The sequence below is a fragment of the Thiohalobacter thiocyanaticus genome (assembly GCF_002356355.1).
GTDB lineage: Bacteria > Pseudomonadota > Gammaproteobacteria > Thiohalobacterales > Thiohalobacteraceae > Thiohalobacter > Thiohalobacter thiocyanaticus_A.
Window position 1 is genome coordinate 166547 of sequence record NZ_AP018052.1, and the last position, 14776, is coordinate 181322.

Consider the following 14776-nt stretch of genomic DNA (forward strand, 5'->3'; position numbering starts at 1 on the left):
ATGGCGCTCCCTTCTCGGACTGCGGAACAGCTGCTCAGGACAGCATCGATTTCAGATTGGCCAGATGCGCCTTGCCGCGCTCCTGGCGCGCCTCGGGATCGACCTCGGTCCGGCGGTCCACCCAGACGATATCGTCGGCCGGCAGTTCCTCCAGGAAACGGCTCGGCTCGGTGCTGAGCCATTCACCGGCGCGCTTGCGCTTGCGGGCGAAGGTGCAGGTCAGCGTTTTCTGCGCCCGGGTGATGCCGACGTAGGCAAGCCGGCGCTCCTCCTCCAGGCTGTCCTCTTCCAGGCTGGTGCGATGCGGCAGGATCTCCTCTTCCATGCCGACCAGGTAGACATGCGGGAACTCCAGGCCCTTGGCTGCGTGCAGCGTCATCAGGTGCACCATGTCGCCGCCGGCATCGTCCTGGTTGCGGTCCAGGATGTCCATCAGGCTCATGCGGCCGACGATGTCGCCGAGGGTGACATCGCCGTCGAGCTGCCGCTGCGCATGCTGCATCCAGCTCACCAGTTCCTCGACGTTGGCCCAGCGCCGGTCGGCCTCGTCCGTATCCTTCGCCTGCGCCTGCAGCCAGCCGGCGTAATCGATGTCGCTCAGCAGCTGACGGAACACCTCGATGGGATCACCGCCCTTCGCCATCTCGGCAATACTCACCACCCAGTTGGCGAACTCCTGCAGCTTCTTCACCGCCCGGCTGTTCAGGTGCTGCGCCAGTCCCAGTTCGTAGCAGGCGCACAACAGGCTGACACCGCGGTCGCTGGCGTACTCGCCGAGCTTTTCCAGCGTGGTGGTGCCGATCTCTCGCCGCGGGGTGTTGACCACGCGCAGGAAGGCGCGGTCATCGTCCTCGTTGACCAGCAACCGCAGGTAGGCGACCAGATCCTTGATCTCGCTGTACTCGAAGAAGGACATGCCGCCGCTCAGATGATAGGGGATGCGGTGCTCGCGCAGCGCCTTCTCGAACGGGCGCGACTGGTGGTTGCCGCGGTAGAGGATGGCGAAATCGCCGTCGCGCGCGCCATGGGTGAACTTGGCGTGCAGGATCTCGGACACCACGCGTTCGGCCTCGTGGTCGGGGTCGCGGCAGCCGATGATGCGCAGCGGCTCGCCGTAGCCCAGCGCGCTCCAGAGCTTCTTCTCGAACAGGTGCGGATTGTTGCCGATGAGCGTGTTGGCGCACTTGAGGATGCAGCCGCTGGAACGGTAGTTCTGCTCCAGCTTGATCACCTTCAGGCGGGGATAATCCTCCTGCAGCCGAGCCAGGTTCTCGGGTCGGGCACCGCGCCAGGTATAGATGGACTGATCGTCGTCGCCCACGGCGGTGAAATATCCCAACCGCCCGACCAGCTGCCGGACCAGTTCGTACTGGGCGCCGTTGGTGTCCTGGTATTCGTCCACCAGGAGATGGCGGATCCTACCCTGCCAGTGCTCGCGCGCCTCCAGGTCGGACTGGAACAGACGCACCGGCTGCAGGATCAGGTCATCGAAATCGAAGGCGTTGTAGGCCTTCAGGCTGCGCTGATACTGGGCATAGAGCTGGGCGCAGGCCATGGCGCGGTCATCCGCGGCCTGTTCCACCGCCTGCTGCGGATAGATCAGGTCGTTCTTCCAATCTGAGATCTGCCAGCGCGCGGCGTCCGGATCCAGCGCCAGGCGTGACTTGCCGATCAGTTCTCGAATCAGGTGGGCGCTGTCGGCCGCATCCAGGATGCTGAAACTGGCCTTGAAGCCCAGGCGCCTGTGCTCGCGCTTGAGGATGTTCAGGCCCAGCGTATGAAAGGTCGAGATGGACAGGCCGCGGCCCTGGCCGCGGCTCAGGATCCGGCCGACGCGCTCGCGCATCTCCCGGGCGGCCTTGTTGGTGAAGGTCACGGCGGTGATGTAACGCGGCGACAGGGCATGATCCTCGATCAGGTGGGCGATCTTGCAGGTGATGACACGGGTCTTGCCGCTGCCGGCGCCGGCCAGGACCAGCAGGGGGCCGTCGACATGCCGCATGGCGGCACGCTGCTGGGGATTGAGATCTGCCACGGATGGGATGCGCTGCACGGTAGTGAATGAACCGGCATTCTACCCGCTTTCGCCGGGACCATAAATCGTGATTGCAGGTACCGGATTGCGATGGGTTTTGTGATCCGTGTGGCAATTCCGCCCGGCTCGCGGGCACTGTCTCCCGGAGTTGTGAAGGAGGCCGCACAAGGCCGGTCCTGCCGTGCCGATGGGGTGAGCATCCCGTAATCGTATTGAGGCCGCCCCATGCTGGAATCCGTTACCGATCGAATACAGTCCCTGCGCGATTCCTGGCAGCAGCTGCCCGGGCGCTGGCATGCCGAGCACCCCCTGCGCTACCGCGCTGCCGCCGCCGGGCTGGCGCTGTCCGGCTATGCCTGGCTGGTCGCCTTCCCGCTGCTGGTTCTGATCGCCGGGCTGCGCCTGGCCGCCAACGGGCTGCTGCCCGAGACCCCCTGGGGCTACCTCGATCATGCCCTGCTCGCACTCGGCCTGAGCGGCACCCTGGTGCTGGGCCGCGCCCGTTTCGCGCGGCCGGAAGGCGAGGTGGTCAGCCTGAGCGAGGCCCCGAGGCTGCACGCACTGGTTGAATCCGTGCGCCATGAACTGCAGGGTGCCACAGTGCACGAGATCCGCATCACCGGTGAGTTCGACGTGCGCCTGCTGCGCACGCCGGTCAGCGGCTTTCCCCTGGTCATGACCCACACGCTGCTGATCGGCATGCCGGCGCTGCAATGCCTGAGCGAGGCCCAGCTCAAGGCCTGGATCGCCTCCCAACTGGGCGAACTGTCGCGCCAGCGCATGCAGCTCGGCAGCTGGATCACCCAGCTGCGCCAGCTCTGGGTTCAGTACCGCAATCATTTCTGCGCCGGCAGTGGCCCGGCCCGGCTGTTGATCGGGCGTTTCTTCGACCGCTATACCCGGCTGTTCCACCGCTTCACCGCGCCCCTGATGCCGGCCCAGCAGCATGCGCGTGACCGCCATGCCCTGCGTACCCTGGGCTACGAGGACACCGCCGAGTGGATGGTCATGCAAAGCGTTATGGGTCGGTTCCTGGAACAGGATTACTGGCCCAGCGTGCATCACATCGCCGACAAGGCCCCCGAGCCCACCATCAACCCCTACCGCAACCTCGGCGTGCTGCTGCCGCGGCGGCTGGAGACCGATGAGGCCCGGCGCTGGCTGCGCGAGGCCTGGGCCCGCGGCAGCGGCAGCGAGAGCATGCCGTGCCTCAAGCAACGCCTGCAGGCCATCGCCGCCGGCGAGGCGCAGTTCCCCGGGCTGCCCGCGCCGCCCGCGGCCGATGCGCTGCTGGAGGATGCACACACGGGGCTGCTGGAACGCGTCGATGCCGCCTGGCAGGCGCGCGAACGGGATGCCTGGCAACTGCGTCACCAGAAAAGCTGCGCCGAACGCGAGCGTCTGGAGGCGCTCAGAGCCGAGGCCGGCAGCGATGGCCTGCGCGGCCGGCAGGCGATGGAGTTCGCCGCGCTGGTCAAACGCTACGGTACGAGCCAGGAGGCCTGCGACGCCTACGAGCAGATCCTGGCCCGGAATCCGGATGACGCCCGCATTGTGTTCGGCGCCGGCAAGTATTTCACCGGCCTGGGAGAGGAGCGCGGCATCCGGCTGCTGGAACAGGCCATGGAGATGGACAAACGCTATGTCGTCCCTGCCTGCCGGCTGATCTCCGAGTTCCGCAACCGCCGCGGCAACATCACCCGCTTTCCCGCCCATGAAGGACAGACCATCCGCCGGCGGGTGAGCTGAACCGGGCCGAGGCTTGACTGCCGCGCGCCGGCGCCGCATCGTTCACACACGATGACCGCCTCCGCCGCCCGCCCGACCGTCGCCCCCATCACGCCGCTGCAGCAACAGCAGGTGCGGGAGCAGACGCGCCTGTACCTAGGCCGCGGCAACCGGCTGCTCGGATGCAGCGCCCCGTTGCCGGCGATCGACTTCGACCTGCGGGGCCGGGCGGCGGGACAGTTCCGGGTCCGGGTCGGTCGGGCCGGCATCCGCTACAACCCCCGGGTGTTCGCGCTCGACCTTGCAGGCCACCTGCGTGAGACGGTGCCGCACGAGGTCGCCCACTATCTGGTCTGGCAGCGATTCGGCCGGACGGCACCGCACGGCCGGGAATGGCGGGCGCTCATGCGCGCCTTCGGCGCGACGCCGCGGGCCACCGGCGACTATGCGCTGGACGGCGTGCCGGTGCGCCGGCAACGGCGCCATGCCTATCGCTGTGGCTGCCGCCAGCATGAACTCAGCACCACCCGCCATCACCGCGTACAGGCCGGCACGGCCTATCACTGCCGGTCCTGCGGACAGCGGCTGCAGTACAGTAGGTCGGGTTAGCCTGAAAGGCGTAACCCGACGTTTCCGCGGCATGTCGGGTTACGCTGCGCTAACCCGACCTACGCAACCACGAAATTTTCAGACACCGCCCTCGAACCCGAGCTGCCGCCAGGCCTCGTACATCGCCACCGCCACGGTATTGGCCAGATTGAGGCTGCGGCTGTCCGGGCGCATGGGCAGACGCAGGACCCGGTTCGCGGGCAATTCAGCGAGCACCGAGGCGGGCAGGCCGCGGGTCTCGGGGCCGAACAGCAGCGCATCACCGGCGCGGAAGCCGGCCTCGGTGTGACGCCTCCGGCCGCGGGTGGAGAAGGCGAACAGGCGCGCATCGGGCAGCGCCTGCAGGCAGCGATCCAGGTCCGCGTGCAGCGTCACCTCGGCGAATTCGCGATAATCCAGCCCGGCCCGGCGCAGCCGGCGGTCGTCCCAGTCGAACCCCAGCGGCTCCACCAGGTGCAGGCGGCTGCCAGTGTTGGCGCAAAGGCGTATGATATTGCCGGTGTTGGGCGGGATCTCCGGCTGGTACAGGACAACGTGCAGCATATATTGAGTATTGGCGTCGCAGCACGCGCAATGCAACAGACTCGTCATTGCGAGGCGCGCAGCGCCGCGGCACAAGCGAGTTTACGAGCGCAGAACGCCCGCAGGGCGGCCCCGAAGGGGTGAGCGTGGCGAATAATCTCCCACCGTTAGATGCTGCATTATGAGATTGCCACGCTACGCTCGCAATGACGTGCCCGTGACGTCCAAGACAAGTGAACTATGACAGACACGCTATCCGACAAACTGGCCATCGACTTCTGCGGCCTGCACTTCAGCAGCCCGCTGGTGCTGCTGTCGGGTTGCGTGGGCTTCGGCGAGGAGTACACCCGGGTGGCCGGCTTCTCCAACCGCGACGTGGGAGCGATCTGCCTCAAGGGCACCACCGGCGCACCGCGGCTGGGCAACCCGCCGCACCGGGTCTACGAAACCCCGGCGGGGATGCTCAACGCCATCGGGTTGCAGAACCCGGGCGTGGACAAGGTGGTCGACGAGATCCTGCCCACCCTGGATTTCGACGAGACCCGCTTCATCGCCAATGTCTCCGGCTCCACCCTGGAGGAATACGAGGCGGTCACCCGGCGCTTCGACGACTCGCCCATCGACGCCATCGAGATCAATATCTCCTGCCCCAACGTCAAGGAGGGCGGGGTGGCCTTCGGCAACGACCCGGACATGTCCGCGCGCGTGGTCGAGACCTGCCGGGCGGTGACCGACAAGCCGCTGATCACCAAGCTCTCGCCCAACCAGACCGATATCGCCGAGAACGCCCGGCGCTGCATCGAGGCCGGCTCGGATGCCTTCGCCGTGATCAACACGCTGATGGGCATGGCCATCGACATCGACAGCCGCACCCCGGTGATCGGCAACAACCAGGGCGGCCTGTCCGGCCCGGCGATCAAGCCCATCGCCCTGCTCAAGGTGCATCAGGTCGCCCAGGTCTGCCGCGCCCACGGCATTCCCATCATCGGCCAGGGCGGGGTGACCACGCCCGAGGACGCCCTCGAATTCCTCATTGCCGGCGCCAGCGCCGTGGGTGTGGGCACCGCGCTCTTCTACGATCCGCTCATCTGTCAGCGCATCAACCGGGGCATTCTCGACTATCTCGACCGGCACGAACTGGCCTCGGTGAACCAACTGACCGATACCCTCATCCTCAACGGCGCGACGGCCTGCTGACCCGCCGCCTCCCTTCCCGCGTCAAGATATCGACGTAACTTCCGGCACAGGCTGGAAAAAAACCCGCGCCGCACTATAAAGCGCGGCGCGCTGCGTCCGATATCTGTGACATGTATCAACAAATCAACCTCTATCAACCGGTCTTCCGTCACGAGAAGAAGGTCTTCTCGGCGCTGACCCTGTTGCAGCTGCTCGGCATCACCGTCCTGGTGCTGCTCGGGATCTATGCCGGGCTGCGCTGGCAGCTGGCCCAGGTCGAGCACAACCTGGTCGCCCTGGAAACCCAGCACGTCCGCCTCAACCAGCAGATCGATGCCCTGGAACAGGCCCAGGCCGGCAGCGAACTCGAGACGCTGGACAACCGGATTGCGCAGCTGGAACAGCGCCGCGGCCTGCTGGATCAGGTGCTGGAGGAACTGGACAGTTTCCAGGCGCCGGAACGGCGCTTCTCCGCCCTGCTGACCGGCCTGGCCCGGGTGCAGACAACCGACCTGTGGCTGACCCGCATCGAACTGCTGGCCGACGGCGGCGCGACCCTGGAAGGCCGGGCCTGGGACGCCCAGCGTGTCCCCGCCTACCTGGAACAGCTCGGCGCCAGCGATCACCTCGGCGAACTCGGGCTGAGCCAGGTCCGCATCGACAACGGCCCCGAGACCGGGGGCGTGCGCTTCAGTCTCAGCAACCGCCACACCGACAGCGCGCGGCTCAGCCGCCGGGCGGACGGGAGGGAACCGACTTCATGAACATGGACACCTTCAGGAACTGGCAGGCCCGCATCGATGCGCTGTCACTGCGTGAGCGCGCCTTCCTGTTGCTGACCACCGGCCTGATCCTGGGCTATCTCCTCTACCTGCTGCTGATTCAGCCCACCTGGCAGGCCCTGCACCAGGGCCAGGCCGAACTGGAAAGCCTGCAGACACGCCTGACTGCGCTGGAGATCCGTTCCCGCGATCTGGCCAGCGGCCGCGCCACCCCGGAACAGGAACGCCATGACCGCATCGCCGCGCTGCAGGCGCAGCTCGCCGAGCGCGAGTCCCGGCTGCAGGCGCGGCTGGGCGGGGTACTAGCCCCGCAGCAGGCGGCGCAATTATTGCAAAGCATCCTGGCGCAGTCGCGGGGACTGCAGCTGCGCCAGCTGCACAGCCATGCCGGCGCCCCGCTGTTCAACAAGGGCCCGACCGCTGCAACGGACGGCCCGGCGGTCGGCCGCTACAACCTGACCCTGGAGATGGAAGGCGGCTATGACGCCACCCGCCGCTTCCTGCAGCAGGTCGAGCAGCTGCCCTGGACCCTGTTCTGGGACAGCCTGGAGTATGAGGTGAAGGATCACCCTAATGCCATGATAAAACTGAATTTATACACACTCGGACACTCATGAGGACAGCCCCTGCCAAGCCTGCGGTACTGGCCGCCCTGCTGCTGCTGGGCGGCGCTGCGGCCGGACCGGCCGCAGCCTCCACCCTGACCGACCCGACCGCGCCCAACCCGCGCGGACAGGGCGGGGCGCAGGGCGGGGCGGATGCAGGGCTGACCTGGACCCGGGTGACGGAAAACCGCCGCGAGGCCGTCATCAACGGCATCCGGGTGACGGAAGGCGACCGCCTGGGCGGGGTGCGCATCCTGCGCATTCGCCACGGCGCCGTCATGATCGAAACGGCCAGCGGTCGCAGCACCCTGCGATTGCAACCCAACAGGATAAAACAGCGCCCCTGAACGGGCAGGCGAAGGACCGTGACCATGAAATCTCCGACCCCCGCACTCTCCCTGATCCTCGTCGCCGCGCTTGGCGCGGCCGGCTGCCAGCACCTGCCCGAACAGGATGCCCGCAGCGTTGCCCCGAACCTGGAGAGTATCGACACCGCCATGGCCGCAGCCGAAACCGCCCCCCGCGAGGCCGGGCCCGCGCTGCCCCCGCAGGTGCAGGACACGCTGCTGCCCCCGGTTTCGGTGGAATTGCCGGCATCGGCCCGCAGGGTCGAGCCGCGCTTTGACATCGCGGTCAACGCGATCCCGGCCCGGCAGTTCTTCATCGGTCTGGTCGAGGACAGCAGCTACAACATGGTGGTGCATCCCGACGTGGCCGGCAGCCTGACCCTGGACCTCAAGAACGTCAGCGTCGAGGAGGTCATGCAGACGGTGCGTGACGTCTATGGCTACGAGTACCGCCGCAACGGCAACGTCTACCAGGTGATGCCGGCGCGCATGCGCTCGCGGGTGTTCAAGGTGGACTACCTCAATATCCAGCGCACCGGCAGTTCGCGCACCCGGGTCAGTTCGGGTCAGGTCAGCGAGGCCGCCGGCGGCGGCGGTGATGATGATAGCGAGAGCGGCTCCAGCAGCAGCCGTTCCGACAGCGGCAGCAACCGCGCCTCGGTGTCCGGCAGCGAGGTCAACACCCGTTCCGAATCCGATTTCTGGAGCGAACTCAGGGATGCCCTGACCATGCTCATCGGCGAGGAGGAGGGCCGCCGGGTGGTGATCAACGCCCAGGCCGGCATCCTGGTGGTGCGCGCCCTGCCGGGCGAGTTGCGCGACGTGGAGGAATACCTGGCCACGCTGCAGGACGTGGTCCAGCGCCAGGTCATCCTGGAGGCCAAGATCGTCGAGGTGGAACTCAACGAGGGTTTCCGCACCGGCATCAACTGGAGCGCACTGGGCGAGCCGAAGACGGGTCAGACCGTGTTCGGCGGCCAGGCCGGCGGCGGCAGCATCATCACCGACGGTGTATCCGAATTCGCCGGCTCCCCGGTCACCCTGAGCCCGGGCGCAGGCATCATCGCGGCCGAGACCTCCAGCTTCGGCGGTATGAACTTCCTGTCCATCAACATGAACGACTTCACCGCCTTTCTCGAACTGCTCAAGAGCCAGGGCAAGGTGCAGGTGCTGTCCAGCCCGCGGGTGTCCACGGTCAACAACCAGAAGGCCGTGATCAAGGTGGGCACGGATGAGTTCTTCGTCACCGACGTGGAGACCGATACCAACACCACGCTCAACACCACCAACCAGTCGGTCAATGTCGAGCTCACCCCCTTCTTCTCCGGGGTGGCGCTGGACGTGATCCCGCAGATCAGCGCCGATGACGAGGTCACGCTGCACATCCATCCCACGGTCAGCGAGGTCAGCGAGCGCACCAAGAGCATCAATGTCTCCACCGAAACCAGCCTGGAGATCCCGCTGGCCCTGTCCAGCATCCGCGAGTCCGACACCATCATCCGCGCCCGCAGCGGCCAGATCGTGGTCATCGGCGGCCTGATGAAGGACCAGCAGACCAACGAGGTGGCCAAGACCCCGGGGCTGGGCGACGTGCCCATGTTCGGCAAGCTGTTCCAGCACCAGCGCGAACGCAAGACCAAGAGCGAGCTGGTCATACTGCTGCGGCCCATCGTCACCTCCGGCAGCGGCGGTCAGGTCTGGAACGACCAGGTCCGTCAGTCGGCCGAACGCATCGGACGCATGCAGGCGCCGGGGCCTGCCGGGCTGCGCTGAACGCACAGGGAAGGCAAGGGAATGTACCTCGAACACTTCGGTCTGCGTGAGGCGCCCTTCAATATCACGCCGGACACCGGTTTCTACTATGAGTCGCCCAGTCACCAGGAGGCGCTGAACACGCTGCTGGTCGCGCTGCGCAGCGGCACCGGCTTCATCAAGGTCACCGGCGAGGTCGGCACCGGCAAGACGCTGCTGTGCCGCAAGCTGCTCAACAGTCTGGATGAAAGCATCGTCACCGCCTGGCTGCCCAATCCCTTCGTCAATGCCACCGCCCTGCGCATGGCCTTCGCCGAGGAACTGGGGCTGGAATTTCCGCGCAACCTGGGCCAGCACCGACTGCTGAAACTGATCACCGACCGCCTGCTGGAACTGGCCGCCGCCGGCAAACAGGTGGTGCTGCTCATCGACGAGGCCCAGGCCCTGCCGGACGAGACGCTGGAGGCGATACGGCTGCTGACCAATCTGGAAACCGAAAAACAGAAGCTGCTGCTGGTGGTCCTGTTCGGCCAGCCCGAACTGGACGCCCGACTGGAGCAGCCGCGCATCCGTCAGCTCAGGCAGCGCATCATCTTCAGTTATCGACTGCGGCCCCTGACCGCGGCCGAGACCCGCGCCTATGTGCAGCACCGGCTGGCCGCGGCCGGCCGGCCCGAGACCGGGCTGTTCACCCCGCGTGCCCTGCGCCGGCTGCACCGGGCCGGGCGCGGCATCCCGCGCCTGATCAACATCCTCGGCCACAAGGCCCTGATGTCGGCCTTCGGCACCGGCGCCCACCGGGTCACGGACCGTGACGCGCGCCGTGCCATCCGGGACACCGAAGACACCGCCCCGACCGGCCTGTTCTCCGGTTGGCACCTGACCCTGGGCGCGGCCGGTGTCGCCGGCGCCGGAGCCGGCGCCTTCCTGCTGCTGGGGACGCTGGCATGAGCCTGGTCAACCAGGTCCTGCGCGATCTCGACGCACGCCGCGAGGCACAACCGCTGGATGCGGCCCTGGAAGGCCTGCGTTCGGCGCCGCCGGCCACGCGCTCGGCCCACAAGGCCGGCATCGCCCTCGGGACGCTGGTCCTGCTCGGCCTGGTCGGCACCCTGGCCTGGGTCTACCTGCAGCCACCGCAGCAATCCACCGTGACCAGCGAACGCCCCCGTCCGGCAGCGGTCGAGGCGCCGGTTGCGCAGCCGGCATTGCCGCTGCGGCCGGCCGCTGACATCTCGGCCCTGTCCTCACCGGCGCCGGCCACAGCCGTCCACGCCGGCGCCGTGGTGGATAACGCTCACCCTGCCTCGACCGGCGTCAGCCCGTCGAGGGCCGAACCGGCCGTCCCGACAACGCCATCCGGTACGACCGCCGCTGAACCCGCCCGGCATGACGCCACGGCGCCTACAGCGGCAACAGCCGCGACGGCGGCCATCCCGAACATGCGCAAGACAGCGCGTCCCCTCAGCGCGGCCGAGGTGGCGGAACAACATTTCGCCGAAGGCGTCGCGGCCCTCGAACAGGGCCAGTGGCGACTGGCCGAGCGCGGCCTGCAGGCCGCGCTCCAGGTCGACCCTGACCACCTGCAGGCGCGCGAGTCCCTGTCCGGGGTACTGCTCTACCAGGGCCGCCAGCGCGAGGCCGAGCAGGTACTCGCCGCCGGCCTGGAACGCCGCCCGTTGGCCCCTTCCCTGGCGCAGCCCTATGCCCGCCTGATCCTGGATCAGGGCCGTGACGATGCCGCCATCGAGGTACTGGAGACCGCCCTGGTCAACGCCGTGAATGACGCCGATTACCTGGCCCTGCTGGCCGGCGTCTACCAGCGCAACCAGCGCTACGCCGACGCCGACGCCAGCTACCGCAGCGCCCTGTCACTGGCGCCGCAACGTGCGGCCTGGTGGCTGGGTCTTGGGCTGGCACTGGAGGGTAGCGGCGAGCTGCCGCGTGCCGCCGGCGCCTACCGCAGCGCCATCGAGAACCCGGGCCTGAACCCGGATGCCCGCCGCTACGCCGAACAGCGGCTGCAGCGACTCAATCATCTTCTCGGACGCCAGTAAGGAAACGGATATGGCCATGACCGCGCCCAAGAAAGTCCGCATCGGCGACCTGCTGGTCGAGCACCGGATCATTTCCGAGTCCCAGCTTTCGGCCGCACTGGCCGAGCAGAAGAAAAGCGGCCGCAAGCTCGGCCGGGTGCTGATCGATCACGGTTATGTACAGGAGGATGCACTGCTCAAACTGCTGTCCGAACAGCTGGACATGCCCTACATCGACCTGGGCACCTTCGAGCTCAATCCGTCCGTGGTGCAGCGGCTTCCCGAGACCTTCGCCCGCCGCTACCGCGCCCTGGTACTGAAGGAGACCCCGACCGGTCTGCTGGTCGGCATGGGCGATCCCACCGACATCTTCGCCTTCGACGAACTGGCCCGGGTGCTCAAGCGCCCGCTCACCCTGGCCGTGGTCAAGGAGTCCGACCTGCTGCACGCCATCGATCAGATGTACGAGCACGGCGCCCAGATCCGCAACCTGGCCTCCGAGATCGGCCAGGATCTGTCCGAGAACGCCTTCGACCTGGGCAACCTGACCGCCGAATCCAGCCAGTCCGATGCCCCGGTGGTCAAGCTGCTGCAGACGATTTTCGAGGATGCAGTCCGCGCCAAGGCCTCGGATATCCACATCGAGCCCGACGAGGACGTGCTGCGCATCCGCCGCCGCGTCGACGGCGTGCTGCACGAACAGGTGATGGACGAGAAGCGCATCGCCGCCGCCCTGGTCTCACGGCTCAAGCTCATGGCCGGCGGCGACATCTCCGAGCGGCGCAAGCCGCAGGACGGGCGCTTCACCCTGAAGGTGAAGGACACCCAGATCGACGTGCGCATGGCCACCGTGCCGACCCAGAACGGCGAGGCCGCGGTGCTGCGCCTGCTGGACCAGGACGCCGGACGCTTCAACCTGGACGACCTGGGCATGCCGGCGGCGGTGCTGACCAGCTTCCGCCGCCAGATCCACAAGCCGCACGGCCTGGTGCTGGTCACCGGCCCGACCGGCAGCGGCAAGACCACCACGCTCTACGCCGCGCTGGGCGAGTTGAACCGGCCGCAGAAGAAGATCATCACCGTCGAGGACCCGGTCGAGATCCAGATGTCTCGGGTCAACCAGGTCCAGGTCAATCCCAAGATCGGCCTCGGCTTTGCCGAGGTCCTGCGTACCACCCTGCGCCTTGACCCCGACATCATCCTGGTCGGCGAGATCCGCGATCAGGAGACCGGCGAGATCGCCCTGCGGGCCTCGCTGACCGGCCACCTGGTGATGTCCACCCTGCACACCAACGACGCGGTCAGCAGTGCCATCCGCCTTATCGACATGGGTCTGGAACCCTACCTGGTGGCCTCCTCGGTCAGCGCCATCGTCGCCCAGCGACTGGTGCGCACCCTGTGTGAGAGTTGTCGCAACGAGCACACGCCCACGGCGGCCGAGCATGCCTGGCTGCAGGCCCTGGAGGGCAGGGACACGACGCCCGCCGTCTTCTATGAAGGCGCGGGCTGCAACAAGTGCAACCACACCGGCTATCGCGGCCGCACCGGTGTGTACGAAATCCTGGAACTCACCCCCGATCTGATCGACGCCCTGCGCCAGAACGACCAGAGCGCCTTCGAGCGCATCAGTTCTGCCGAATCACGCTACCGGCCGCTGGTCCACCACGCCCTCGACCTGGCCGGGGCGGGCCAGACCTCGCTGGAAGAGGCCATGCGCCTGACGGGTTGGATCGAGTGAGGTTGGTGATGGGAACGCAGAAGGCGCGGAGGCGCGGAGGCGCGGAGTGTTTTAAAAATGTCAGAACCACGGATGTGCCGTTCAGCCGTGTTGCCGCACTCATGCCTCATCAGGCGAGCATGCTGCGCAATATTAATTTATCTCTGCGCCTCCGTGCCTCCGCGCCCTCTGCGTTAATACCACCCACCCCGGAGCACCTCCATGCCGCTGTTTGAGTACAAGGCCCGCGGGCCGCGCGGGGATGCCATCGAGGGCACGGTGGAGGCCAACACCATCGATGCCGTGGCCGGGCGCCTGATCGAGGGCGGGCTGGTGCCCATCGACATCCAGCCGGCGCAGGTGAAAAGCCACTGGAACCGTGACCTCAACGACATCTTTCCGGAGAAGGTCAAACTCGCCGACCTGATCCAGTTCAGCCGCCAGATGCACAGCCTGCTGCGCGCCGGCGTGCCCATCCTGTCGGCCCTGAACGGCCTGACCGGCACCACCCGCAACCGCACCCTGGCGAAAGCCCTGGCCGAGATCAGCGACATGCTCGAGGCTGGTCACGACCTGGCCAGCGCCCTGGCCCGGCACGAGGCCATCTTCAGTTCCTTTTATATAAGCCTGGTGCGGGTGGGCGAGACCACCGGCCAGCTGGAGGAGATCTTTCTGCAGCTGGCCTACTACCTGGAACGCGAGAAGAAGACCCGCGATCAGATCAAGTCGGCCCTGCGTTACCCGATCTTCGTGATCAGCGCCATCGCCATCGCGCTGGCCATCATCAATGTGTTCGTCATCCCGGCCTTCAGCGATGTGTTCGCCCGCTACGATGCCGAACTGCCGGTGATGACCCGTTTCCTGATCGCTATGTCGGACTTCTTCGTCAATCAGTGGCCGGTGTTGCTGGCCCTGCTCATCGGGAGCTTCTTCGGCCTGCGGATATATCTCAACAGCGAGTCCGGACGCTACCGCTGGGACCGCTTCAAGCTGCGCCTGCCGCTGGTCGGCACGGTACTGGAGAAGGCTACCCTGTCGCGCTATGCGCGCCTGTTCAGCCTGGCGCACAAGGCCGGGGTGCCGCTGATGACCACGCTCACCGTGATCTCGAAGGCGGTGGACAACCACTATTTCGAGGAACGGGTGCTGGCCATGCGCACCGGCATCGAGCGCGGCGATTCCATCACCAACACCGCAGTGGCCTCCGGCCTGTTCGATCCGCTGGTGCTGCAGATGATGGCGGTGGGCGAACAGTCCGGCACCCTGGACGAGCTGCTGGGCGAGGTCGCCCGCTACTACGACCAGGAGGTGGAATACAGCATCGAGCGCCTGGCCGGCAGCATCGAGCCCATCCTGACCGTGGTCATCGGCATCATGGTGCTGGTGCTGGCACTGGGCATCTTCCTGCCCATGTGGGGCATGGCCGGCGCCATCCTGGGCAAGCCGACACCGGGGGCCTGACCCCCT

13 protein-coding genes are annotated in these 14776 nt (G+C 67.0%); 11 read left to right on the top strand and 2 right to left on the bottom strand.

Going from position 1 to position 14776, the window contains the following annotated elements:
* Nucleotides 1–34 precede the first annotated feature (34 nt).
* Nucleotides 35–2035, bottom strand: a complete 2001-nt coding sequence (rep, locus tag CFK21_RS00780; RefSeq protein ID WP_096363775.1) for a DNA helicase Rep — start codon at nucleotides 2033–2035, stop codon at nucleotides 35–37.
* A gap of 225 nt (nucleotides 2036–2260) precedes the next feature.
* Here rep and CFK21_RS00785 point away from each other — a divergent pair, with 225 nt between their 5' ends.
* Nucleotides 2261–3784, top strand: a complete 1524-nt coding sequence (locus CFK21_RS00785) for a hypothetical protein (RefSeq protein WP_096363777.1) — start codon at nucleotides 2261–2263, stop codon at nucleotides 3782–3784.
* A gap of 51 nt (nucleotides 3785–3835) precedes the next feature.
* Nucleotides 3836–4372, top strand: coding sequence for a SprT family zinc-dependent metalloprotease (locus tag CFK21_RS00790; protein ID WP_096363779.1), 537 nt, complete (start codon nucleotides 3836–3838; stop codon nucleotides 4370–4372).
* 78 nt (nucleotides 4373–4450) lie between these two features.
* Here the strand turns inward: CFK21_RS00790 and trmL are convergent, their stop codons facing one another.
* Nucleotides 4451–4915 carry a tRNA (uridine(34)/cytosine(34)/5-carboxymethylaminomethyluridine(34)-2'-O)-methyltransferase TrmL gene (gene trmL, locus CFK21_RS00795; protein WP_096363781.1) on the bottom strand — a complete coding sequence of 155 codons (465 nt, stop codon included), beginning with the start codon at nucleotides 4913–4915 and terminating at the stop codon, nucleotides 4451–4453.
* A gap of 219 nt (nucleotides 4916–5134) precedes the next feature.
* Between trmL and CFK21_RS00800 the strand changes: the two genes are divergently transcribed.
* The 9 genes from CFK21_RS00800 (at nucleotide 5135) to CFK21_RS00840 (ending at nucleotide 14770) form a co-directional block, all read left to right on the top strand.
* Nucleotides 5135–6091, top strand: coding sequence for a dihydroorotate dehydrogenase (locus tag CFK21_RS00800; protein ID WP_096363783.1), 957 nt, complete (start codon nucleotides 5135–5137; stop codon nucleotides 6089–6091).
* Between the two features lie 110 nt (nucleotides 6092–6201).
* Nucleotides 6202–6834 (top strand): PilN domain-containing protein, encoded by a 633-nt coding sequence (locus CFK21_RS00805; protein WP_096363785.1) that lies wholly within the window; start codon nucleotides 6202–6204, stop codon nucleotides 6832–6834.
* Entirely contained in the window at nucleotides 6831–7469 is a 639-nt protein-coding gene (gene gspM / locus CFK21_RS00810; protein WP_096363787.1) for a type II secretion system protein GspM, read from the top strand. The genes CFK21_RS00805 and gspM overlap by 4 nt, the downstream gene beginning before the upstream one ends.
* Nucleotides 7466–7804: a hypothetical protein gene (locus CFK21_RS00815; protein WP_096363789.1), complete on the top strand. Its 339-nt coding sequence runs from the start codon at nucleotides 7466–7468 to the stop codon at nucleotides 7802–7804. The genes gspM and CFK21_RS00815 overlap by 4 nt, the downstream gene beginning before the upstream one ends.
* 24 nt (nucleotides 7805–7828) lie before the next feature.
* The gene (gene mshL, locus CFK21_RS00820) at nucleotides 7829–9577 is read left to right on the top strand and encodes a pilus (MSHA type) biogenesis protein MshL (protein ID WP_096363791.1); all 1749 of its coding nucleotides are present in this window, start codon (nucleotides 7829–7831) and stop codon (nucleotides 9575–9577) included.
* Between the two features lie 21 nt (nucleotides 9578–9598).
* Nucleotides 9599–10507, top strand: coding sequence for an ExeA family protein (locus tag CFK21_RS00825; protein ID WP_096363793.1), 909 nt, complete (start codon nucleotides 9599–9601; stop codon nucleotides 10505–10507).
* Nucleotides 10504–11613: a tetratricopeptide repeat protein gene (locus CFK21_RS00830; protein WP_096363795.1), complete on the top strand. Its 1110-nt coding sequence runs from the start codon at nucleotides 10504–10506 to the stop codon at nucleotides 11611–11613. Before CFK21_RS00825 ends, CFK21_RS00830 begins: the two co-directional genes overlap by 4 nt.
* A gap of 10 nt (nucleotides 11614–11623) precedes the next feature.
* Nucleotides 11624–13330: a GspE/PulE family protein gene (locus CFK21_RS00835; RefSeq protein ID WP_096363797.1), complete on the top strand. Its 1707-nt coding sequence runs from the start codon at nucleotides 11624–11626 to the stop codon at nucleotides 13328–13330.
* 201 nt (nucleotides 13331–13531) lie between these two features.
* Complete coding sequence (locus tag CFK21_RS00840) at nucleotides 13532–14770, top strand: type II secretion system F family protein (RefSeq protein WP_096363799.1); 1239 nt, start codon at nucleotides 13532–13534, stop codon at nucleotides 14768–14770.
* Nucleotides 14771–14776: the final 6 nt, after the last annotated feature.

Bases quoted from the DNA above. Each gene is read 5' to 3' on its own strand.
- CFK21_RS00785 (WP_096363777.1), top strand. From the start codon at position 2,261: ATGCTGGAATCCGTTACCGATCGAATACAGTCCCTGCGCGATTCCTGG.
- CFK21_RS00790 (WP_096363779.1), top strand. From the start codon at position 3,836: ATGACCGCCTCCGCCGCCCGCCCGACCGTCGCCCCCATCACGCCGCTG.
- trmL (WP_096363781.1), bottom strand. From the start codon at position 4,915: ATGCTGCACGTTGTCCTGTACCAGCCGGAGATCCCGCCCAACACCGGC.
- CFK21_RS00800 (WP_096363783.1), top strand. From the start codon at position 5,135: ATGACAGACACGCTATCCGACAAACTGGCCATCGACTTCTGCGGCCTG.
- CFK21_RS00805 (WP_096363785.1), top strand. From the start codon at position 6,202: ATGTATCAACAAATCAACCTCTATCAACCGGTCTTCCGTCACGAGAAG.
- gspM (WP_096363787.1), top strand. From the start codon at position 6,831: ATGAACATGGACACCTTCAGGAACTGGCAGGCCCGCATCGATGCGCTG.
- CFK21_RS00815 (WP_096363789.1), top strand. From the start codon at position 7,466: ATGAGGACAGCCCCTGCCAAGCCTGCGGTACTGGCCGCCCTGCTGCTG.
- mshL (WP_096363791.1), top strand. From the start codon at position 7,829: ATGAAATCTCCGACCCCCGCACTCTCCCTGATCCTCGTCGCCGCGCTT.
- CFK21_RS00825 (WP_096363793.1), top strand. From the start codon at position 9,599: ATGTACCTCGAACACTTCGGTCTGCGTGAGGCGCCCTTCAATATCACG.
- CFK21_RS00830 (WP_096363795.1), top strand. From the start codon at position 10,504: ATGAGCCTGGTCAACCAGGTCCTGCGCGATCTCGACGCACGCCGCGAG.
- CFK21_RS00835 (WP_096363797.1), top strand. From the start codon at position 11,624: ATGGCCATGACCGCGCCCAAGAAAGTCCGCATCGGCGACCTGCTGGTC.
- CFK21_RS00840 (WP_096363799.1), top strand. From the start codon at position 13,532: ATGCCGCTGTTTGAGTACAAGGCCCGCGGGCCGCGCGGGGATGCCATC.